Source organism: Rhizobium sp. P28RR-XV (assembly GCF_012641385.1).
Taxonomy (GTDB): Bacteria; Pseudomonadota; Alphaproteobacteria; order Rhizobiales; family Rhizobiaceae; genus Rhizobium.
On the sequence record NZ_JABAIG010000017.1, the window covers coordinates 56,770 to 78,581 of the forward strand.

The 21,812-nt window shown below is 58.4% G+C and carries 21 protein-coding genes and 1 tRNA gene; 15 read left to right on the forward strand and 7 right to left on the reverse strand.

What is annotated here, in order from left to right; all coding sequences use genetic code 11:
• The first annotated feature begins 3 nt into the window (after positions 1-3).
• The 10 genes from HGP12_RS28825 (at position 4) to HGP12_RS28870 (ending at position 7,273) form a co-directional block, all read left to right on the forward strand.
• Entirely contained in the window at positions 4-210 is a 207-nt protein-coding gene (locus HGP12_RS28825; protein WP_246703575.1) for a helix-turn-helix transcriptional regulator, read from the forward strand.
• A gap of 181 nt (positions 211-391) precedes the next feature.
• Entirely contained in the window at positions 392-1,159 is a 768-nt protein-coding gene (locus HGP12_RS28830; protein WP_168879987.1) for a hypothetical protein, read from the forward strand.
• The gene (locus tag HGP12_RS28835; RefSeq protein WP_168879988.1) at positions 1,156-1,332 is read left to right on the forward strand and encodes a hypothetical protein; all 177 of its coding nucleotides are present in this window, start codon (positions 1,156-1,158) and stop codon (positions 1,330-1,332) included. The genes HGP12_RS28830 and HGP12_RS28835 overlap by 4 nt, the downstream gene beginning before the upstream one ends.
• Positions 1,329-1,604, forward strand: coding sequence for a DUF6074 family protein (locus HGP12_RS28840; protein WP_168879989.1), 276 nt, complete (start codon positions 1,329-1,331; stop codon positions 1,602-1,604). The genes HGP12_RS28835 and HGP12_RS28840 overlap by 4 nt, the downstream gene beginning before the upstream one ends.
• Before the next feature lie 457 nt (positions 1,605-2,061).
• Positions 2,062-2,685 carry a hypothetical protein gene (locus HGP12_RS28845; protein ID WP_168879990.1) on the forward strand — a complete coding sequence of 208 codons (624 nt, stop codon included), beginning with the start codon at positions 2,062-2,064 and terminating at the stop codon, positions 2,683-2,685.
• Positions 2,682-3,152, forward strand: coding sequence for a hypothetical protein (locus tag HGP12_RS28850; protein ID WP_168879991.1), 471 nt, complete (start codon positions 2,682-2,684; stop codon positions 3,150-3,152). The genes HGP12_RS28845 and HGP12_RS28850 overlap by 4 nt, the downstream gene beginning before the upstream one ends.
• Positions 3,153-3,213: 61 nt before the next feature.
• Entirely contained in the window at positions 3,214-3,810 is a 597-nt protein-coding gene (locus tag HGP12_RS28855) for a hypothetical protein (protein WP_168879992.1), read from the forward strand.
• 133 nt (positions 3,811-3,943) lie between these two features.
• The gene (locus HGP12_RS34715; RefSeq protein ID WP_168879993.1) at positions 3,944-6,424 is read left to right on the forward strand and encodes a tail fiber domain-containing protein; all 2,481 of its coding nucleotides are present in this window, start codon (positions 3,944-3,946) and stop codon (positions 6,422-6,424) included.
• Complete coding sequence (locus HGP12_RS28865; RefSeq protein ID WP_168879994.1) at positions 6,424-6,942, forward strand: hypothetical protein; 519 nt, start codon at positions 6,424-6,426, stop codon at positions 6,940-6,942. Before HGP12_RS34715 ends, HGP12_RS28865 begins: the two co-directional genes overlap by 1 nt.
• On the forward strand, positions 6,935-7,273 hold the full coding sequence (locus HGP12_RS28870; protein WP_168879995.1) for a hypothetical protein: 339 nt from the start codon (positions 6,935-6,937) through the stop codon (positions 7,271-7,273). Before HGP12_RS28865 ends, HGP12_RS28870 begins: the two co-directional genes overlap by 8 nt.
• On the opposite strand, the gene HGP12_RS28875 is transcribed toward HGP12_RS28870, so the two are convergent.
• Together HGP12_RS28875 and HGP12_RS28880 are read right to left on the reverse strand one after the other, a co-directional pair.
• Positions 7,270-7,536: a hypothetical protein gene (locus HGP12_RS28875; RefSeq protein ID WP_168879996.1), complete on the reverse strand. Its 267-nt coding sequence runs from the start codon at positions 7,534-7,536 to the stop codon at positions 7,270-7,272. The two genes, HGP12_RS28870 and HGP12_RS28875, sit on opposite strands and share 4 nt — an antisense overlap.
• Positions 7,523-7,828, reverse strand: coding sequence for a hypothetical protein (locus tag HGP12_RS28880; RefSeq protein ID WP_168879997.1), 306 nt, complete (start codon positions 7,826-7,828; stop codon positions 7,523-7,525). Before HGP12_RS28880 ends, HGP12_RS28875 begins: the two co-directional genes overlap by 14 nt.
• 411 nt (positions 7,829-8,239) lie before the next feature.
• Here HGP12_RS28880 and HGP12_RS28885 point away from each other — a divergent pair, with 411 nt between their 5' ends.
• Positions 8,240-8,773 (forward strand): hypothetical protein, encoded by a 534-nt coding sequence (locus tag HGP12_RS28885; protein WP_168879998.1) that lies wholly within the window; start codon positions 8,240-8,242, stop codon positions 8,771-8,773.
• Between the two features lie 215 nt (positions 8,774-8,988).
• Here the strand turns inward: HGP12_RS28885 and HGP12_RS28890 are convergent.
• Positions 8,989-9,064, reverse strand: a tRNA-Thr gene (locus HGP12_RS28890).
• A gap of 170 nt (positions 9,065-9,234) precedes the next feature.
• On the opposite strand from HGP12_RS28890, the gene HGP12_RS28895 reads away from it, so the two are divergent.
• Entirely contained in the window at positions 9,235-10,008 is a 774-nt protein-coding gene (locus tag HGP12_RS28895) for an NAD kinase (protein WP_168842726.1), read from the forward strand.
• Positions 10,009-10,086: 78 nt separating this feature from the next.
• Here the strand turns inward: HGP12_RS28895 and prfB are convergent.
• The 3 genes from prfB to HGP12_RS28910 form a co-directional block, all read right to left on the reverse strand.
• Positions 10,087-11,218, reverse strand: a protein-coding gene (gene prfB / locus HGP12_RS28900) for a peptide chain release factor 2 (RefSeq protein ID WP_168842725.1) whose coding sequence is annotated in 2 segments (ribosomal slippage) — positions 10,087-11,148 and positions 11,150-11,218 — 1,131 coding nt in all. Because the reading frame shifts where the segments join, the coding sequence is not laid out codon by codon here.
• Between the two features lie 127 nt (positions 11,219-11,345).
• Positions 11,346-13,808: a penicillin-binding protein 1A gene (locus HGP12_RS28905; protein WP_168842724.1), complete on the reverse strand. Its 2,463-nt coding sequence runs from the start codon at positions 13,806-13,808 to the stop codon at positions 11,346-11,348.
• Positions 13,809-14,066: 258 nt separating this feature from the next.
• Entirely contained in the window at positions 14,067-15,317 is a 1,251-nt protein-coding gene (locus HGP12_RS28910; RefSeq protein ID WP_409526864.1) for an N-acetylmuramoyl-L-alanine amidase, read from the reverse strand.
• A 640-nt stretch (positions 15,318-15,957) separates the two neighbouring features.
• Between HGP12_RS28910 and HGP12_RS28915 the strand changes: the two genes are divergently transcribed.
• Positions 15,958-18,855, forward strand: coding sequence for a ribonuclease E/G (locus HGP12_RS28915; RefSeq protein WP_168842722.1), 2,898 nt, complete (start codon positions 15,958-15,960; stop codon positions 18,853-18,855).
• Positions 18,856-19,016: 161 nt separating this feature from the next.
• Here the strand turns inward: HGP12_RS28915 and HGP12_RS28920 are convergent, their stop codons facing one another.
• Positions 19,017-20,174, reverse strand: a complete 1,158-nt coding sequence (locus tag HGP12_RS28920; RefSeq protein ID WP_168842721.1) for a pyridoxal phosphate-dependent aminotransferase — start codon at positions 20,172-20,174, stop codon at positions 19,017-19,019.
• A 212-nt stretch (positions 20,175-20,386) separates the two neighbouring features.
• Between HGP12_RS28920 and HGP12_RS28925 the strand changes: the two genes are divergently transcribed.
• Positions 20,387-21,154, forward strand: a complete 768-nt coding sequence (locus HGP12_RS28925; RefSeq protein WP_168842720.1) for a DsbA family protein — start codon at positions 20,387-20,389, stop codon at positions 21,152-21,154.
• 205 nt (positions 21,155-21,359) lie between these two features.
• Positions 21,360-21,797 carry a type II 3-dehydroquinate dehydratase gene (aroQ, locus tag HGP12_RS28930; protein ID WP_168842719.1) on the forward strand — a complete coding sequence of 146 codons (438 nt, stop codon included), beginning with the start codon at positions 21,360-21,362 and terminating at the stop codon, positions 21,795-21,797.
• The last annotated feature ends 15 nt before the right edge of the window (positions 21,798-21,812 follow it).

The window sequence follows — 21,812 nt, forward strand, 5'->3', positions numbered from 1 at the left end:
CTGATGGAACTGATGGAGGTTTTAATGCAGGCTTACTTAACCCGTCCCCAGGTCAAAGAACGATACCAAATCAGCGAAATGACCATGTGGCGTTGGGAGCAAAATCCCCTGCTCAATTTTCCGAAGCCGATGGTCGTGGGTCGACGGAAGTACTTTAGGGAGGAAGATCTGACGGCTTGGGAGCGCGAACGCGCCAAGGTGTCGGCATGATAGGACACGATCACCAGCATAGCGAGGCCGTCGTAAAGGCGGCCATGTGGCTTTCCGAACAAGACCCAGCGCCGCAACCGATCATCCCCGAGCTGCGCAAGCGGTTCCATCTCGGTGCCCTAGAGGCAACCCAGGCCGCGGCGTTGTCGCACAAGTATCGGATTGTCCGGAGGGCTATGTCTTGAGGAACTTCGCCACCATACCGCCATCGGTCTGGCAAACTGATCTGAAAAAACTTCGAGGTGATGTCGACGCCATAGCGGTCCATTACCATCTAACGACTGGTCCGCACTCGACCATGATCGGCATTTATCCGTTGCCGATGATCTACCTCGCCCACGAGATCTGGGGCTCATCGGAAGGGGCTTACCAAGGGGCTTCGAAGGGGCTTCGAAGGGTAATTGAAGCCGGTATCGCCTCCTACGATGAAGAGACGGAAATCATCTGGGTGCACGAGATGGCGGCGACGCAGGTCGCACCTCGCCTAAGCCCGAAGGACAACAAGGTTTCAAGCGTCGCGAAACAGCTCGCAGCTTTGCCTATATGCCCGATTACGTTGAGCTTTTACCGACATTACCGCGATCTTTTTCATCTTAAAGATCAGCCGATTCTTGAAGAATTTGAAAGAGCCTTGCTAGGGGCTACCCAAGCCCCTTCGGAGCCCCTTCGAAGCAAGGATAAGGAAAAGGAACAGGATAAAGACCTAGGACAAGGGAAAGGATCACTTAGCTCTGAAGATAAAAAGGATACGTATACGCACGCGCAAGAAAACGACGATCAGGAGTTTCCTTACGATCCGCCGAAGAGCCTCGAGGACGGTCGGACGTTCTTGGTAAGGGTCGGCGTTCCAGCCCAATTTATCGAACAAGCATTGCAGCGCCACATGCGAGGCATGCTTTATCCTTGCGATGTCGAAAGCTGGAAGTTCGAAGCTCGAGGTGTAGTATGAGGAAAGTCCATCCGGATCAGCTTTCGTTGTTCGTGTGGGCCGATGCCAAGCCATCGAATGTGATCGATGTCATGCCGGCTCTAATCCGGAAAGCGGCGATCGAAACCATCTACAATATTCCGCGCCCTAAAGGCGGTGGCGATCCTATCCAGCTCAAGAGGAACGTCGCATGACCGCTGCCACGATTGCCTTTCCAGCTGCTCGCGACGTCGGCAATGTCCGCGACGTCGCTGCAAAGATTCTTGACGAAGCCGACGACCGCCAGGCTGATCATTACCGCCTGCAGGTGACCGAAGCCATCGTCCGGCAACTCGATCGCATCGGTATCCCTGCGCATGAGCGAGACGAACAACTTGGCGCCTTCTGGCAGGCGGTCCAGCACGAGATGATCCGCCAATGCTTCGCGCGCATCGCCAGCGGCAATGATCCGCGAGGTACAGCATGAGCAACGTGCTTTTCCCAAGCAGCGACCTGCCCTCTGCCGATGGCCGGGGGTCCGTGGCCGATCTTCATGACAATCGCTTTGGGCGCCAACATCGAGTTTTCGGCAGCCCTTACGCGTGCGAAGCCGGCCGCAATGATCCGCTTGGAGCGGCATGAAGACTTTTCCGAAGTCTCAACGCGCGATGAATTTTCCGAAGCCGCAAAAAAGCGGTCGGCAATAGTAAGTCCTGTTGACCGATGCTGACCAGGACGCCACCTGTTGAAGAATGTTGAACGGCGCAACCTGCCAAAACCGTACATCATCAAGAATTTTCTTTCCGGCCGATAGAATAAGATAGCTCCTGATATATGATCAGCGGGTAGCTATAATATTTATTGCTATAAAACAGTATGTTAAGGTGCTTTCCCGAGCACGTGATTTGCTGCGGGTATCCTTCGGGTAACGGGAAGCACGCTACATGCAGGCTCAAATAGCCACCGACCACATCCCAGACTGGACGACTCGCAAGAACGAAGCCCATGTGAAGCTGGAACGGCTGAGGCGCGAACGCGGCGTTGCGTTGCTCGACGGGAAACCATTCGACAATCGCATGATCACCCTTGCGGAGGCAGAGCTAGACGCTATCGAAGCTGCAGAGGTGGAGGCAGAGCGCCGGCACCGTGAAGATCATAGGGCAGCTGTGGAAGCCCGTATGGCTGCTTTACGGGCTCAGATGGAAGAAACTCTCGATCGGCGCTCCAAGGCCATCATAGAGGCTGAGCTTGCCACCTATAAGCTCGCTTCTGCCATCGAGGTTCTGCTGTCCACCAGCAAGGAGACGACGCGTATTGCCCTCGCATTGGGTCATCATGCGCCGATGATGCTGGATGACTACGCGGTGCGCCTCAGGGCCGGTTTGCGCGTGGCGGCCATCCTGGGGCCGGTGTGCGGCAAGTCGCTTGGCAAGATCTCCATCCCAGATGCCCGCGGACCGATCCTGTCTGACGGTACCAAGCTGATCGATAGCTGGCACGACTCAGACGCCGAGAAGATCGGCTTCGAAATCGCCCGAATCCTCAATCCGAAGGAAACCACCCAATGAGCGATATCGCCTCCCCTGAAATGCGCAAGCTGCTCCGGATCAATCCGGCCAATGTGAAGATGAATTACGACGGTTTCATCTTCCGCGAACTGTTCGTTCGCCTGCCGACCGGATTGATCGCCGACGACCTGAAGGAACCAGAAATCTGGGAGAAGGTGCAGAAGAGCTCCTCTGTTGCTGTCCGCAAGCTCGATCGCCTGATCATGATGTCCTTCGATGAGACGTGGATGGCGGAAGCCTACGTCGAGCAGGCCGGACATATGGGCGTCACCCTAGCAAAACCCAGACTTACGACGCTCAGCCAGCGCACCGAGAAGCTGTTCAGCGATGAAAATTACCGCGTGGTCTGGACCGGTGTTGGATACCGCGTGGAGCGTATCAGGGACGGCGTTGCCGTCTCGCAAGCCTTCGCAAATGCCACTTTGGCAGAGCGGGCGCTCACAAACATGTACCCTCGCCGAGCCTGATCGCCATGGCCGCCTCCACTCGCCTCAGGTGGAGGCGGCCTTTCTGCAACGGAGATGACCTATGTCGAACGAATTGGTGATTTCAGATCAGAGCCTACAAGTGGCCGGGGATGATTTACGTGCCGGCGTGGGTGTAGGCAGCTCCATTTCAGATGCGCCTATAGAGGCCCTGCCAGTTGAAGAAAGCCGCTCTCAGATGCTTGCAACATCAGAAGGCGAGAAATTCGTCTATGGACTGGAACGCATGGGCGGATTCAAAACGCACATCCAGCGCGTTCAGAGTGCAGTTGCCGGCATGATGGCCGATTTGGGTAGCGAGCGCGATCAGCGGGCATTTATGGCCCGTTTCGACAATGATCTTCCGGAGCCCGTTCGCTACGGGCTTTACGAACAGATCGTGATTGGTCTGCCGACTTTCTCCACTCCCGTATCGGATGAGGATTTTGCCAAGTTCACAGCCGGCGGCGAGGTCGGCCGAAACCTGGCTGCCGAATGGGGCTCCATGGCCCGGGAGAACATCTACATCATCTGGATGCGCATGAACTACCTGAAGGCTCGGATCGGAAACGATGGCATGCGGATCTTTGTCGGCTGGTTCGAGCGTCTTCCCACAAGATCACAATCCAGAATCCTCAAATTCATCGCCACAGGAAAGTGACGCAATGACCTCCATTCAGATCGACCGCACAGACGGGCTCTCTTCAAGCGTCGCGGTAAAGGGGCCATGTCGTGTGGCAACCACGGCGAATATCGCGCTCTATGGCGAGCAGACGATCGACGGTATAGCTGTCGTGACGGGCGACCGCGTCTTAGTCAAGAACCAAACTGTCGGCTACGAAAACGGAATCTATGTCGCCGATACCGGCCAATGGCGTCGATCGAAGGATTTCAACAAGACGCGAGACGTGGTGACAGGGACCCAGGTACTCGTCGTCAACAGCGACCTCGATGACTATGTGGTTTACGCCTTGGTGACGACCGATCCCGTTGTGGTCGGTACGAGTGATATCCAATTCGAATTGATCCACCTCACGGACTCGGCCGCCGCTGAGGCCGCAAAGGCGGCCGCTGAAGCTGCTGCGGCTGCTGCTGCCGCCTCTGCTGCTGCGGCAGCTGCTGTTTCCGCTACTTTCGTTGCTAGCCTGACGGCGCTTAAAGCTCTCGATACGACCCTTTCAACAAGTGCCTATCTCAAGCAATCCGCCATGGAGGGAAACTTCGTGTGGAGAACCGGGGACTATTCTTCCCAGATCTCTACCGATACGCTCGGCGGCGTGTTTGTCAAAGCCAATGCGATCGCCGCTACTGCCGGCGCATGGGTCCGAGTGACGAATGGCATTCTGCGCCCTGAATGGTTTGGCGCCGTCGGCGATGCGGTCACGAATGACACCACGGCGCTTCTCGTTTTCGCCGCCGTCGCCAACCTTATGGTGCTGCCGACGTTGAAGCTCAGCAAGATCTATAAGAAAACCTCACTTCTGGCCTTCACAAGCGACAGTTTCCAGATGGAAGGCGTTGGATCTGGAAGCGGATTCCTCAATGCGAATTGCGATGGCTTCACTCTGACGCAGGCGTTTCGCTGGGCCACCCTGAAGATAGCGGATTTCGTCAACCTGACCGATCAAGTAAACACGAAGATTGGCTTTGCGTACAATAACACGACTGCCACTACAGTCACCGATGGCGTTGTGACGAGGTCCGTCGAGGCAATCTCCTCTATGGGCTATGGTCGGTGGACGAATTTCGCCTCTGGTGTCGGTGGCTGGCTGAACGACTTCAAAATCACCAACGGCGACGGCATCCACTTCAAGAATTGCCTTGCCTGGGGCGACAACAATGAACTCGCGACGGGCGCCCCCTTCCCGGCGGAAACTTGCGCTTATTATTCGAACGCCGGCACGGACGTCGTCTTCGAGAACTGCCAGGCCTGCATCCGCAAGTATGGAATCTACGGCACCGGGCAGAGCGAGAGCAATCGCGTCTACGGCGGCGATTATATCGAGTGCTATAACTGCATCGACTACAGCACCGTCATTTCGCCATCGAACGACACATGCTGCCTGGATGTCGATCTGTATTTCTACCACGTCGGCATCGATCTCGGCTCGGCCATGGGTTCCACCCATGAAGAGACCATGGGCACGATATCCGGTTGCCTGATGTTCTGGGCTTCGAATGTCCTGGGCTCCGGGTCGATGTCCGCTCAGTATGTGCGCCTCAATGGCTACGGCAATCAGGTCACCGGGAACTACTTCTACTGCGCCGACAATACGGCCGGTACGTACCAGACGATCTGTGTGAACGTTTATGCTGGCAACGATGGCTTCTCGCCGCCGATCGGTAACACGATCACAGGAAACGTTTTCTACCATCAGTATAAGGCACTGAATAACCAGTCGACGGTTCAGGGCACGGTGTTCGCTGGCAATACGTTCATCGATAACCCCGCCGATCTCACCACGGCGGGCGTGAACCCCGTCACGAATGCAAGCAGCTATCCGATCTACTATGGTCAGAATTTTGGTGATCGCTCCAACTACTGCGCGTACACGTTCTTCAATGACGGTGGTCAGACGTTTGGCACTACATCCGGCAAGGGCTTCTCGATAACGAATGTTGCCGGGATCTCGGTCAACAATCTCGATGCCATCCCGGCCGCGGCGAGTTCTCCTCCACAACTCCGCGCAGTGGGTTCAGATACCAATATCGATCTGAAGCTTACGCCAAAGGGAATCGGCACTGTGACGACGGGCGCCGCGTTCCGGACAGGCGGCAATACCGCCGATCCGGCTTTCCTGCAGTCGGCCGGCGTTACCGTGAATTCCGCGGGCCTGGTCAGCGCCTTCGTTGCTGCCAGCGAATGTCTACATCTCGGCACGACCACCGGAACGTCGGTGGCGAAGTTCGGCTATAACGCCAGCATCGTAGGCTCGATCGGGGTGAACTCAACGACAACCACGTACAACACCACGTCCGACCGCCGCCTCAAGGAAGATATCGCCGATCTCGATGCGGATGCGGCGAGCGCCTTCATCGATGCCCTGAAGCCCCGCACGTTCACTATGAACGGTGTTGCCACGGCCGGCTTTGTTGCCGACGAATTCCAGGCTGTATCACCCCTCTCAGTCACCGGAGAAGCCGGCTCGGTCGACGATGACGGAAACCCGATCTACCAGACTATGCAGGCCTCCACGGCAGAGGTTATCGCCAACATGGTGGCAATGCTGAAATCACTTCAGGCGCAGATCGATCAAATTCAGGAGATGAGATAATGGCAGCTCTAGCAGCAATCACTTATGATATCTTCGCCGTTGGCCGATGCATGGGCGACCTAATACCGGAGGGAGCGACACTGCAGGCCGATGCGGCAACCGAAATTCGGCCAGGCCAAATCGTTGCTGTTGTTCTAGAGGCGCGTGGCCCTTTTCGGGAATTGAATGGGATGCTTGAGACGAGCGGTAGCCTCGGCGTCATAAAACTCTACCTCGGCAAAACCGCGACCGCCGCCGGCGAGACAGTTTTCCTGCTGGGCCAATTGAACCCGCCTGTTGTCTTCGCAGTGCCGTCGGCTAGCCTGCTGGCGATGCACAGCATTACCGACACGGTTAGCGAGGCTCCGCGGATGGACGACGTGCCGGAAGATGCAAAGGCGATCCTCACCGCCCAGCTCGATCTCATGTCGCCTTTTTTTTGCGAATCGGAAGCCACGGCACCCGTAGGGCCGGACTGGCGCCCTGTCGATCTCGATGCCCTCATCCAAAGCGCAAATCTGGAGACAGCCGATGAATAAGCTTCCGACCTTCCACTGCGGCGCGCTGGAGACGTTCTCCGGGCCGGCGATCGGCACGTTATCCGATATCATCAATCTGCCACTCAAGGCCCGTGACCAAGTTTTCAATGGAAAGCCGGTGACGACGGCCGGCGATCTTCTGAACATCATTTTGCAGAACACGCCTTACATCAATCTCAGCTACGTGCGGCCGGCGCTCGACACGCTTATCCTGAACGCGCTGCATAACACCTCATGGGCGAAGAGCCTGGAGCACCAATACGATCAGCGGCGGAAGCAATACGGACAGTCGCATTTCGATATTATCCAGGCACTCACCGGTAAGCGCTAATGATCCAAGCGATAGCTGAGGAATTGGCCCGCAGCCGGTTTCGGTTCCTCACCGACGTCCAGATCGGGACTGTGCGCCGGAAATATGGTGCCTCGCGAGATGAAGTCAGATCGGCCGCCATCATGGCAGATCGCCTCCGCCGGCGACGTCAGCTTGAGGAACGTCGTCACGGCTTCACCGTCAGCCCTCAGATAGCCCCAGACGCGCCGATCGTCCTTCCGGTGGAGCAGAAGGTCACCTCCCGCAAATTTAAGGATCGTCAACGCGCTCGTTGATCTTCGCCTTCACGGCATCGAGCTTTTGCGACGCGTTCCTCTTGGCTCGGATGATTGCGGCCGCCGAATTCAGAAATCCTTCTGAGGCAGCGCGACCGATCTGCCTGTATTTCGATAAAATGACAACCAAAAGAAACAGGGCAAAAAGCCCTATCACTGAGAACGCAAGCTTTTGCTGGACCATCTCCTCGTGATGCTTTTGGAACTCCAGCACCCTGACGATATATGCGTCATCAGTCATGCCATTCCCTTGCGGGTTAGGTATAAATTTGAAGGTCATGACTGCCCCCGCTCTCATGCGCGCGGAGATTGCCGTGACTATCTAACAAATGCAAGCGCTGCGTCCCATAACGGGCAGTGATTCAAATCATCCAGCCGCCGGAAGCCAAGCCTTTACGACGACTTTAGGAATCCATTGCTCGCAAGCCAGTCCCGTAGAATAGACCGGATCGCTTCTGATTGGTTGGGGATCGGCTTCACTGACGCCCGGTACGCATCCAGCGCATCAAGCATCTCTTGATCAAAGCCGACGAGTTTCTTGAATGGAAATTCCGGAGGACGACCCATTTTGAATATTTCGCATATGCCTTATTGACGATAACCAATATACAGCATATACGAAATATGCGGACTAGGCAAGAGTTGGAGCTCTGGCCCGGTCCTGACCACCACGAACATAGGAGAGTTCGATATGGCTAAGGCTCGCAATACCACGGAACATGCTTCCCACACCACTGTCGCGGAAGACAAGGTCAAGGTCGCGGCTAACTTTGCACGCATGGTTAGCGCGAATGAGCTTGTTGGCGACGATAATGCACATCGCATCAACCTACCAAATCTGCGCGCGATGAAAATGAAAGAGCTTAACGCACTCTTCGATGCGGTCGAGATCATCACAGAAACGCTCTGCGGTATCATCAATCAGCCGAAGTTTTACTCGAATGATCAGCTCAATGCCGCTGGTGATGAAGTTAGTGTATTACTGGACTATCTGAGCAATTACAAAGCGGCCGTCGTGGACGCTGCCGAAGAGGCCGTGCTTGAAAAAGATGATCCTGACGAAATTGAAATCCGTGCCTGGATCCGTCTGAAATGCCATGTGGGCTGTGAAGACGATCTCTACGAGTTCACTAAGCTTGTTGGGGAAGAAGTAGCAAACCTATCAAGAGCGGAATCTCTTGCTAGATGGAAGGAGAAGATGGCGCGAGCAAAGGCAAATGGGTAATCCGGGGATCTATCGGTTCCGCCGAGCCGAGATCGAGAACCGAACTAATTGCCTTGCTCGATCTCCTAGACGGCGATTCTGTAAGAGATAAGCGCTTCCTGAAAGCGGCTTAATCGGCATCAAAACATGATCGTCGTTACCCCAGGAGTTACCCCATCGCCCGCAACTCTAAGAGCAATGAATTAAGATAACGAATTAAGTTCTTGAAAAGATTATGGTGCCCCCGGCAGGGTTCGAACCCGCGACCCCCTGATTACAAATCAGGTGCTCTACCAACTGAGCTACAAGGGCATATGGGGATGCCAACTAACAGATTTTGAAATCCTGTAAAGCGAAAATCACTCGTTCGACCTTAAAGCTGGGGATCGATACGCAGCTTCAGCGATTTACCAGTCCGAGTGAAACGTCTTGTCGCAGGAGAGGAATAACACTACCTAGTATGGCCACTTAAAGGACATTGCATGTCACGCAATCTTCAATCCGTTTGCTTTCTCGCCTCCACCGCGCCGGAGGCACAGGCTGCGCAGCAAGAATTGATTCGCCTCTACGGCCAGACGCCGCAGGAGAGTGCGGATGTCGTCGTGGCACTCGGTGGCGACGGCTTCATGCTGCAGACGCTGCATAGCACCATGAATTCCGGCAAGTGCGTCTATGGTATGAACCGCGGTTCGATCGGCTTCCTGATGAATGACTATCGAACGGATTGCCTAGCCGAACGCATCGAGGCGGCTGTCGAAAACGCATTCCATCCGCTGCAGATGACCACGCGCAATGCCGATGGCAGCTCCCGTGTCGCGCTCGCCATCAACGAGGTGTCGCTGTTTCGCCAATCCTATCAGACGGCGAAGCTGAGGGTCGAGATCGACGGCCGGGTCCGCCTGCCGGAGCTGATCTGCGATGGCCTGATGGTAACGACGCCGGCGGGCTCCACGGCCTATAATCTCTCCGCCCATGGCCCTATCCTGCCGCTGGAGGCGCCGCTGCTGGCCATGACGCCGGTCAGCGCCTTCCGTCCCCGACGCTGGCGCGGCGCGCTGCTGCCAAACAAGGTCACGGTCGACATCACCGTGCTTGAAGCGGACAAGCGGCCGGTCAACGCCGCCGCCGACAATGCCGAGGTCAAATCCGTCCTCGGCATCCAGATCCGCCAAAGCGAAGATACGACGGCCCGCATTCTTTCCGATCCGGACAGATCGTGGTCGGATCGGATTCTCGCGGAACAGTTTTCGGATTGACGCTGGATTCAACAGCGCACCTGCCAATAAAAAAGCCCCGTCTCCGGGGCTTTTTTATTGGTGCTGATATGTTCGAACTTACTCGACGTCGTCGACGACCGCATCGGCAGCACCGCTGATGCGATGCGCGAGTGCGGCTTCCATGAATTCGTTGAGATCACCGTCCAGCACGTCGCCGGGAGCCGTGCTCGCAACGCCGGTGCGGAGATCCTTGACCAGCTGGTAGGGCTGCAGCACATAGGAGCGGATCTGGTGACCCCAGCCGATATCCGTCTTGGAAGCGGCTTCGGCGTTGGCGGCTTCTTCCCGCTTCATCAACTCCGCCTCGTACATGCGGGCGCGCAGCATATCCCAGGCCTTGGCGCGGTTCTTGTGCTGCGAGCGTTCCTGCTGGCACTGCACGACGATCCCGGTCGGGATATGCGTGATGCGCACGGCCGAATCAGTGGTGTTGACGTGCTGGCCGCCGGCGCCCGACGAGCGATAGGTGTCGATACGGCAATCGCTTTCGTTGATCTCGATCTGGATCGAGTCGTCGACGACCGGGTAGACCCAGATCGATGAGAACGAGGTGTGGCGACGCGCATTGCTGTCATAGGGCGAGATGCGAACGAGGCGATGCACGCCCGATTCGGTCTTCAGCCAGCCATAGGCATTGTGTCCCTTGACGAGCAGGGTCGCGGACTTGATGCCGGCTTCTTCACCGTCATGGACTTCCAGCAGCTCCACCTTGAAGCGCTGGCGCTCGGCCCAGCGGGTATACATGCGCAGCAGCATGTTCGCCCAGTCCTGGCTCTCGGTGCCGCCGGCGCCGGAATGGACTTCGAGATAGGTATCGTTGGAATCGGCCTCGCCCGAGAGCATGGCTTCCACCTGCCGGCGGGCAGCTTCGGCCTTGAGGGCCTTCAGGGTTTCTTCCGCGTCACGCACGACGTCGGCATCGCCCTCTTCCTCGCCGAGCTCGATCAGCTCGATATTGTCGGCAAGCTGCTGTTCGAGGGCGCGCACGCCGCTGATGCCGTCGTCGAGCTGCTGGCGCTCGCGCATCAGTTTCTGTGCTTCGGAAGCATCGTTCCAGAGGGTCGGATCCTCCGACTTGTTATTCAACCAGTCCAGTCGTCTTACCGCCTGATCCCAGTCAAAGATGCCTCCTCAGCAGGGTGATGGCCTGCTTGGTTTCATCGACTATTTTCTCGATTTCGGCTCTCATGATCCTGCTTCTTCATTTCGCCGCTCGAGACGAACGGCCATCCAATTCAAAGAGTGCTGGTGACATAAATACACAGGCCGCGGCTGTAAAGCCCCCACGGCATGGCGATCTGACAAATAGGATGGGATCAGAAGAGACCGCCCGCCCCGGACGTAACCGCCTGGTTCGCCTGCGGCGAAGTCCTTAGAATTTCCTCCGGCGCCACCTGCGCGGCAGCATCGCCGCCGCCAATGACCTGGAGGCTCGTTGCCGGGCCGGTGCCGGGCTTGAAGGCTTCCATGATGGCATTCGGGTCGCCCTGCTGCGCGGCCATGCCGGTCGCACGATTGACTGCGACCATTGTCATGCCAGCCGGAACCTGGAACTTCTCCGGTGGTTGATCCTTCGTCGCCGCCTGCATGAATTCGTTGAAGACCGGCGCGGCGAGCGCGCCACCCGTGCCGCCCCGGCCGAGCGTGATCGGCGTGTCGTAGCCGACGTAGAGGCCGGCGACGAGGCTCGGCGTGAAGCCGACGAACCACGCATCCTTTTCATCGTTGGTGGTGCCGGTCTTGCCGGCGACATCGGTGTTGAGCTTGATCTTGCCGGCGGCCGTACCGCGAATGATGACGCCCTGCATCATCGACGTGACCTGATAGGCCGTCATCGGATCGAGCACCTGCTCGCGATTATCGGCGATGACCGGCTCGTCCTGATTCTGCCAGGCATTCACATTGCAGTTGTCGCAGACGCGCTCCTCATGCCTGAAGATCGTCTTGCCGTAGCGGTCCTGGATGCGGTCGATCAAGGTTGGCTTGATCTGCTTGCCGCCGTTGGCCATGACCGAATAGGCCGAAACCATGCGCAGCACTGTCGTTTCGCCTGCGCCCAGCGACATGGCGAGAACCGGGTTCATATGGTCGTAGATGCCGAAGCGCTCGGCATATTCGGCCACCAGCGGCATGCCCATGTCCGAGGCGAGACGGACCGTCATCAGGTTGCGGGAGTGTTCGATGGCGAAGCGCAGCGTGTGCACGCCGCCGCCCTCGCCTTCGTAGTTCGTCGGCTTCCACACATCGCCGTTGCTGAGCGTGATCTGCAGCGGATCGTCGAGAATGACGGAGGCCGGCGTATAGCCGTTATCCATCGCGGCGGCGTAGACGAAGGGCTTGAACGACGAACCCGGCTGACGCTTGGCCTGGGTCGCGCGGTTGAATTCGGACTGTGCATAGGAGAAGCCGCCGACCATGGCGAGCACGCGGCCGGTATGCGGATCCATGACGACCAGACCGCCCTGCACCTTCGGCGGCTGGCGTAGGCGATAGCTGCTCGAATCGGCGTTGCCGGTCTTCTGCACGTAAACCACGTCGCCAGCGCTCAGCACACCACTCGGCGATTTCACCGACTTGCCGCCTGCCGACCGGTAGGCCCAGCGCATATCGACAGCGGCGATCGTACCACGCTTGCGCTCGGCCGAAACCTTGCCTGACGCATCGACGCTCGGCTGCAATCCAATGTCGACACCCTGATCGGAGGCGGAGAGGACGACGGCGACCTGCCATTCCGGCACGTCGCTCAGCGCGGGAACCTTGGCAAGCTCGGCACCCCAATCCTGCGAAGTCGCGATCTGCTTGAGCGGGCCACGATAACCGCGACGCTCATCATAATCGACCAGGCCGTCCTGCAGGGCCTTGCGCGCTTCGAGCTGCATCTGCGGGTCAAGCGACGTGCGGACGGAAAGACCACCTTCATAAAGGGTCTTTTCACCGTATTGGTCGATCAGCTGGCGGCGGACTTCTTCGGCGAAATAATCCGAGGCGAAGAGTGACGGACCGCTCTTCGGCGGCACGACGCCGAGCGGCTGCTTCTTTGCCTCTTCGCCGTCGCTCTGGATGACATAGCCGTTCTCCACCATGCGGTCGATCACCCAATTGCGGCGCGTCAGCGCTGCCTCGGCACGGCGGAACGGATTGTAGTTGGACGGCCCCTTGGGAAGCGAAGCCAGATAGGCCGATTCGGCAATCGTCAGCTCATTGACCGATTTGTCGAAATAGGTGAGCGCGGCGCCGGCGATACCGTAGGAATTCAGGCCGAAATAGATCTCGTTCAGGTAGAGTTCGAGGATCTTGTCCTTGCTGTAGGCCTGTTCGATGCGGAAGGAGAGAATGGCTTCCTTGATCTTGCGGTCGAAGGTCTGATCGGCGGAAAGCAGGAAGTTCTTGGCGACCTGCTGCGTGATGGTCGATGCGCCGACGAAGCGGCGGCCGGAACCGATATTCTGCAGGTTCACCACGATGGCGCGTGCCAGGCCACCGACGTCGACGCCGGGATGGTTGTAGAAATTCTTGTCTTCGGCGGAAAGGAACGCTGCCTTGACGCGATCTGGAATGGCCTGGATCGGCACGAAAAGCCGGTTCTCCCGCGAATATTCCTTCATCAAGGCGCCGTTGCCGGCATGAATGCGCGTCGTCACCGGCGGCGCATATTTCGCAAGCACCTCATAGTCGGGAAGTTCCTTGGAGACCACGCTCAGATAGATGGCCGCCGCAGCCGCCAAACCCAGAAACAGGAGGCAGCCCAGCCCAAAGAAATATCCAATCAGTCTGATCATATGATACTACCGGTGCTTGTTCTTCATGCGGCATGTGCGTGAGGTCATCGCATAACCACGGGCGTTTTGCATGCTCCCGGTGTTAATGCAAGACGGCAATGAAACAAAGCCGTGCTTCACTCGCGAGCGGATGATAGTTCGCTGTAAAGGCGGGAATGTGAGCAAAATAGGGCTTGCCTCGGTATTCCCAGTTTCATTTAATTCTAATATTTAAAGCTGTGACATGGAAGCCACGACCGATCATAGCATTTGGCGTCGTTAGCCGCCGTTCGCGATGATCGACACGCGATACTTCTTCACCGCCTCGGTCAGCCTGTCGGCGACCTTTTGCCGCCAATCTTGATCGAGCAACAGCTTCTCGTCTTCCTTATTGGAGAGAAAGCCGAGTTCCAGCAGGATCGAGGGCACATCCGGCGCTGTCAGGACCTGGAAACCGGCGTGGCGGTGCGGGTTGTTGATCATGGATATCTGGCCGTTGAACGAGGACAGCACATCCTGCGCCAGCGAAATGGAGAAGGCCTGCGTCTCGCGGCGGGTCAGGTCCATCAAAATGTCGTTGACGGCGGCCGGCTGCGCCTGAGCGTCGGTCCCGGCGATCCGATCGGAATTGTTTTCACGGTCGGCGACCTCGCCGGCAAGCCGGTCCGAAGCCTTGTCCGAGATCGTATAGACGGTCGAGCCGCGAATATCCTTCTGCTTCAGCGTATCGGCGTGCAGCGAGATGAACAGCGAGGCGCGATTCTGACGCGCGATGGTCACGCGCTCCGACAGCGATAAATATTGATCCTTGTCACGGGTGAGGAAGGCCTTGATGCCGGGCTGGGCGTTCAGCTTGTCGGCAAACATCTTCGCGAAGGCGAGCGTGATGTCCTTTTCCTGCGTGACGCCGTCGGTGCCGGTCGCACCCGCATCAATGCCGCCGTGACCGGCGTCAACGGCGACGAGGAAGATATTCGGATCGGCCTTTTGCGTCGGCTCGACGGGACCGACATCCCTGGTGGTATCATCGCTCGTCCAGCTCTGCTCCTTCACCAGTTCGGCAAATTGTTCGGCCGGCACCATCTCGGCATCGAGCACGAGCCGCTGCCCCTTGCCTGCTTCATCGGCCTGCACCTTGGCCATGACCAGCTTCACCGGCTTTTTTGCCGTCAGCACGATGCGGGCGCTGTCTGCATCCATCGTACCGTAGCGGATATCCTTGAAGAGACCGGTCGGTTTGAGATCGGCGGCCGGAAAGCCGAATGCCGTCGCCGGCAGATCGACCACCACGCGGGCGGGATTGTCGAGATAATGGACCGTGAAGACCGGCTCTCGGTCCATGTCGATGACGATGCGCGTGCGGGCATCGTCGCCGGCTATGCGCGCGCCATAGGCTAGCAACGGACCATCCGCCGCCGCCGCAGGCGCAAATGCCGAAAACATCACGAGAACCACAAGGGCAAGGGCCGCTGCCGCAAATCGCAAAGCCCTCACGCCAATCTCCGCCACATGCCGCAATCCCTTTACCAAGTGTCCAACGCGCCCCATGTTGGTTTCGGCGTTGTTTTTGAAGTCCCAATAGCGGGAACCAGGTTTGACGTGAGGGCCGCATCCGGTGATGCGCCGGGAGACGAATCGTTGACAGCCGCTCCCGTGTCCTCATCATCCGAGGAATCCATCAATATTATGGCATACTTGGCTTTTCCCTTGCTATTGCGACAGATAAAACATACAACGCATATTAGGGTAGAAGTGTCGACGGGATAGAGTCGCCGCAAAGGCAGCCGCCTCGAGTACCAGGCGCCATAAGCGGCAGTCATCCGCCGTCTGCAGTACTTCCGCTCCGAACAGTGGATATCTGAATTTCCGGTTTCAGACGGGAAATTCATCGGTGGAGAGCCACCAAACGCTCTTTAGAGAGCACATTCATCGGACCCATTTGGGTCTAAGGCATAGTCGATCTCGCTTGGTTACGGATGCTACCGCAGCAGCTTTTCAAGAAAGTCAACAGACCCCAGGGAACTGATGCCCCGGCTGCCGTCTGGATGCTGTCATCTCCGAACCACTTGCGACTTTCATTATCCGGTGCAGCAACGGCGGACCGTGTCCGGCTTGTCCCAGTGACAGGCAGGCCCCCATCCGGTTGCCGGCGCCGAGGAGCACAGCTTTCATGGCAGACAAAATGCTTATCGACGCGTCTCACGAGGAAGAGACGCGCGTCGTTGTCGTTCGCGGGAACCGCATAGAAGAATTTGACTTCGAGTCTCAGCACAAGAAGCAAATCCGCGGCAACATCTATCTCGCAAAAGTGACGAGGGTCGAACCTTCGCTCCAGGCCGCTTTCGTGGATTACGGCGGCAACCGGCACGGTTTCCTGGCCTTTGCCGAAATCCATCCCGACTACTATCAGATCCCCCTCGCCGATCGTCAGGCGCTTCTGAAGGCCGAGGCCGAAGAGCATCGCCGTGACGATGACGTCGAGCACGTGGAAACCGCGCTCGACCTTTCGCAGCAGGAACAGCCCGATATCGGCATCCTTCCCAAGGGAAGCGAAGAAGCCGAAGTGCCGGCCGCGATCGCGGAAGAGGCCTCTTCCCCTGAGGCAGCGGCACCCGCCGAGGAAACAGCTCCAGCCAAGAAGGCGAAGCCGCGCCGCAGCCGCAAGAAGGTGGTAGCGGAGGCGGCCGCCGAAGAGGCAGCCGCCCCGGAAGCGACGGCAGCCATCGATGCGCCGAGCGAGGACGAGGACGGTCCGTCGGGCGAAATGGCCGCCATGGTCGAAACCGATTCGATCTCCGAAGACGTCCGCTCCTCCAAGCGTCGCCATGATGACGACGACGATGACGATCACGACCATGAAGAGGAAGTGATCGAATCCGTCGGCGCCGAAGATGCGATGGAAGAAGTTCCCGACCGTACCCAGCGCAGGCCGCGCAAGCAGTATCGCATCCAGGAAGTCATCAAGCGCCGGCAGATCCTGCTGGTGCAGGTTGCCAAGGAAGAGCGCGGCAACAAGGGCGCGGCCCTTACCACCTATCTCTCGCTCGCAGGCCGCTACTCGGTTCTGATGCCGAATACGGCGCGCGGCGGCGGCATCTCCCGTAAGATCACCAATCCGCAGGACCGCAAACGCCTGAAGGAAATCGCCAAGCTGCTCGAAGTGCCGCAGGGCATGGGCGTCATCCTGCGCACCGCCGGTGCCAACCGCACCAAGGTCGAGGTCAAGCGCGACTTCGAATATCTGATGCGCCTGTGGGAAAACGTCCGCACGCTGACGCTCGCATCGACCGCTCCCTGCCTGGTCTATGAAGAAGGCAGCCTGATCAAGCGCTCCATCCGCGACCTCTACAACAAGGATATCAGCGAAGTCATCGTCTCCGGCGAAGAAGGCTATCGTGAAGCGAAAGACTTCATGAAGATGCTGATGCCGAGCCATGCCAAGGTAGTTCAACCTTATCGCGACATCCATCCGATCTTCTCGCGCTCGGGCATCGAGGCGCAGCTCGACCGCATGCTGCAGCCGCAGGTGACGCTGAAATCCGGCGGCTACCTGATCATGAATCAGACGGAAGCGCTGGTTTCGATCGACGTCAACTCCGGCCGTTCGACCCGCGAACATTCGATCGAGGACACCGCGCTTCAGACGAACCTCGAGGCTGCCGATGAAGTGGCCCGCCAGCTCCGCCTGCGCGATCTTGCCGGCCTGATCGTCATCGACTTCATCGACATGGAAGAAAAGCGCAACAACCGCGCCGTCGAGAAGAAGCTGAAGGAATGCCTGAAGAACGATCGCGCCCGCATTCAGGTCGGCCGCATCTCGCATTTCGGCCTTCTGGAAATGTCGCGCCAGCGCATCCGCGCCTCGGTTCTGGAAAGCACGACGCAGATCTGCTCGCATTGCGGCGGTACCGGCCACGTGCGCTCGCAATCCTCCGTCGCGCTGCATGTCCTGCGCGGCATCGAGGAATACCTGCTCAAGAACACGACGCACGACATCACCGTGCGCACGACGCCTGATATCGCGCTCTACCTGCTCAATCACAAGCGCCAGACGATCATCGACTATGAAGCCCGCTTCGGTGTCGCGATCGTCATCGACGCCGACAACGCGGTCGGCACGCAGCATTTCGCGATCGACCGCGGCGAGCCTGTCGCCAATCCGGTGAAGATCGAAAGCCTGTTCAACTTCGCGGCTATCCCTGACGATGATGACGACGATATCGTCATCGAGGCAGATGAGGACGAAGAAGAAGAACTCGAAGAAAAGGCTGCGAGCACCGAGCAGCAGCCTGCCCGCTCCGAAAGCAGTGAAAGCGGCCGCAAACGCAAGCGCCGCCGCCGCCGTCGTGGCCGTGGCAATGACGGCCAGGCAGCACCGGCTTCCGATGATATCTCCGCGGCCGATGCTGCCGAGGACGCAGACGGTGAAGAGGGCGACGAGGATGAGGGCGATGCCGGCGACGAGAGCGCCGCATCCGCCGGCGATGAAGACGACGCACAGCAGAAGCGCAAGCGCCGCCGGCGCGGCAAGCGCGGCGGCCGTCGCAACCGCGAAAACCAGGGTGGCGAACAGGACGAAGGCAGCGAATCCGAAGCCGGTGAGGCCTTCGAGGCCGATGCGGGCGACGACGCTGATCGCGAAGAAGAGGCAACTGTAGCGGAGATTGCCGTTGCCGAAGGCGAAGCCGCTGTCGAGGGCCAGCCGGCCATGGCAGCTGTGGAAACGGCCGCCATCGTCACCGAAGATGTGAAGCCTGCCAAGGGCCGCGGCCGCCGGAAGGCAAAGGCTGCCGATGCATCGCCGGTCGAGGCGCCTGTTGTCGAGGAAGCATTCGCGACCGAGGGCGAACCCGAAGTGGCTGCCGAGATTGCCGAAGCTCTCGACAATGTTGCGGCACCCGAAACAATCGAGGATGCGGCCAAACCGGCACGCGCCAACCGCGAATCCAATGTTTCCTCGTCGGCGCCGGTGGTAACCTCCAACCGCCCCAATGAAGGCGGTGACGGCGAAGGTGAGCCGACCAAGCCGAAGAAGGCTGGCTGGTGGCAGCGCCGGGGATTCTTTTAAGAAGACCGATTTAGAATGAACCGACGAAAATCCGGCCGTGGCGACACAGCCGGATTTTCTATTTCCGCAAGCCGATTAACATACTCCAGCCAGGCATGCGCGCGGCTCCGCGATATGCGAAAGTACATCCGCAAGCTCCTGCAATTCATTGATTTCCTAAATTATTTCAGCCAGGCGGCCATACGTTCTGTGGCTTCCTCGATTTCGGCATTCGAGCCGGCATAGGAGAACCGCATTGCGCGATGTCCTTCCACGGGATCGAAATCGAGGCCGGGCGTGGCGGCGACGTTGATTTCCGCCAGCATCTTACGGGCAAAGGCCATGCTGTCATTGGTGAAGCGGCTGACGTCGACGTAGGCGTAGAAGGCACCATCCATCGGCGAGGCGATGCGAAAGCCGATCTCAGGCAGTCGGCGCATCAGGAAATCACGGTTGCGGCCATAGCTTTCGCGATAGATATCGAGTTCGGCGCCCGCGCCGAGGGCGGCCTCGGCGGCGATCTGCGACAGTTCAGGCGCGGAGATATAAAGGCTCTGAGCCACGCGCTCGATGGGCCGCACCAGCCGCTCCGGCAAGACCATCCAGCCGATACGCCAGCCGGTCATGCAATAATATTTCGAGAAGGAATTGATGACGATCGCCTCGTCGGTCAGCTCCAGCGCACTCGTCTCCTCGCCGACGAAGGTCAGCCCGTGATAGATCTCGTCAGAGATGAAGGCGATGGAACGGTCGGCGCAATAGTCGGCAAGCGCCTTCAGCGCCGCCCTGCCCGTCACCGTGCCGGTGGGATTAGCGGGGCTCGCCAACAGCACGCCCTTCAGCCGTTTGCCACTGGCTGCCTGTGCGGCCTCCAAGCTCTCAGGCGTCAATGTGAACCGCGTTTCCTCGGTGACCGGCACTTCGATGACATCGAGGCCGAGCGCTGCGAGGATATTGCGATAGGCCGGATAGCCTGGCCGGGCGATAGCCAGGCTGTCGCCGGCATCGAATAAGGTCAGGAAGGCGAGATTGAAGCCGGCCGACGAGCCGGTGGTGACGGCAATCCGCTTGGGATCGATGCTCAAGCCATGGCGTGCCTGATAGTGAGCGGAAAGTGCCCGCCGCACGGCAAGTGTTCCCAGCGCATCCGTATAGCCGATGCGGCCATGGCCAAGGGCCGCGCGCGCTGCCTCCAATGCCGCCTGCGGCGCGGGATGCGAGGGTTGCCCGACCGCCATGGAAATGACCGGGTGCCCGGCCTGGCGGCGTCGCGTCGCCTCCGCCAGCACATCCATGGCGTGGAAGGGTTCGACATCGCTGCGCTTGGATAGGGAAAACAAGGTCAATTCTCTCTTGGATCGGATCGGCATGCGACATTTGCCGCAATATCGGCTCGTTCACAATCCTGCGATTGCGGCTTTGTCGTGAAAATTCCTGTTTCTGGAAATAAGGACGCACCGTAAATTGTCGATGCATGTTTGCGGATGTTAACCCGACGATGCTATGGCGCATCCGAGAATGACGTCTCCGCTCAGATCCAAACGAGGACCCAATGACCTTTTCTCTCAAAAGCCTGCTGACGGTTTCGGCGATTGCCCTGACAGCGTCCTTCGCCACAATCCAGCCGGCCGCCGCGCTGGATGACCAGCAGAAGAAGGAAATCGGGGATTTCATCAAGGAATATCTCGTCGAGCATCCGGAGGTGCTGCTGGATGCGCAGGCAGCGCTCGAAAAGAAGCAGGACGACGCCCGCGTTGCGCAGTCGTCCCAGGTGATCACCCAGAACAAGGACGCGATCTTCAATTCCAAGGACGATGTGGCCATCGGCAATCCGAAGGGCAGCATCACCGTCGTGGAATTCTTCGACTATAATTGCACCTACTGCCGGCATGCGCTCGGCGACATGGACACGCTGCTGAAGCAGGACAAGGACGTGCGCTTCGTGTTGAAGGAATTCCCGATCCTCGGTCAGGATTCGGTTGCCGCTTCCCGCGTCTCCAGCGCTTTTCGCGAGCTTGCGCCTGAAAAATACGAGCAGTTCCACCGCAAGCTGCTGGGCAGCGACGGCCGCGCCTCCGAAGATACCGCCATCGAGGTCGCCACTTCGCTCGGCGTCAGCGAATCCGCCATCCGTGCCGAAATGGCAAAGGCACCGAACACCGACATGATCAAGGCGACCTACCAGCTTGCTTCGGATCTCAACGTCACAGGCACGCCCGCCTATGTGATCGGCAACGAGATGATTTCCGGCGCGATCGGCCTCGACGCCATCAAGCAGAAGATCGCCAATGTCCGCAGCTGCGGCAAAACCAGCTGCTGATCGGTGTAAGCGCCGGTCTTACAACGGGAAAGCAGATAGCCCACCCGCATTTTGACGGCTTCGAAACGGTGCCGCGTCCCCGCGCGGCGCAAAAATGCCAAAATCGCGGCGTTTCCACACCTAGAGACATGCAACCTTCGCTCCGGGGCTTTCCTACAGGGCCTCGGGAGTCTATAGGTTGCGCTGCACTTTGACGGAACATCTGATGGCGCAAACTATTTTTGTCCTCAACGGACCCAATTTGAATGCCTTGGGCAAGCGCGAGCCGGGCATCTATGGCGGCAAGACGCTGAAGGATATCGAAGCCGACTGCAAGTCCGCGGGCGAAAGCCTGGGCTTCGTTGTCGATTTCCGCCAGAGCAATCACGAAGGCGTGCTGGTCGACTGGATGCACGAAGCCGACGACAAGGCCGTTGGCATCGCGATCAATCCCGGCGCCTATGGTCACACTTCGATCGCGCTACACGATGCGATCCGCGCCATTTCCATTCCCGTGGTGGAGGTGCATATCTCCAACATCCACGCACGCGAAGAATTCCGGCACAAATCGATGATCGCGCCCGCTGCAAAGGGCATGATCTGCGGTTTCGGACCTTATGGCTACATCCTGGCGCTTCATGCGCTTAAATCCATCACCCAATAACAAAAATACAGGGCA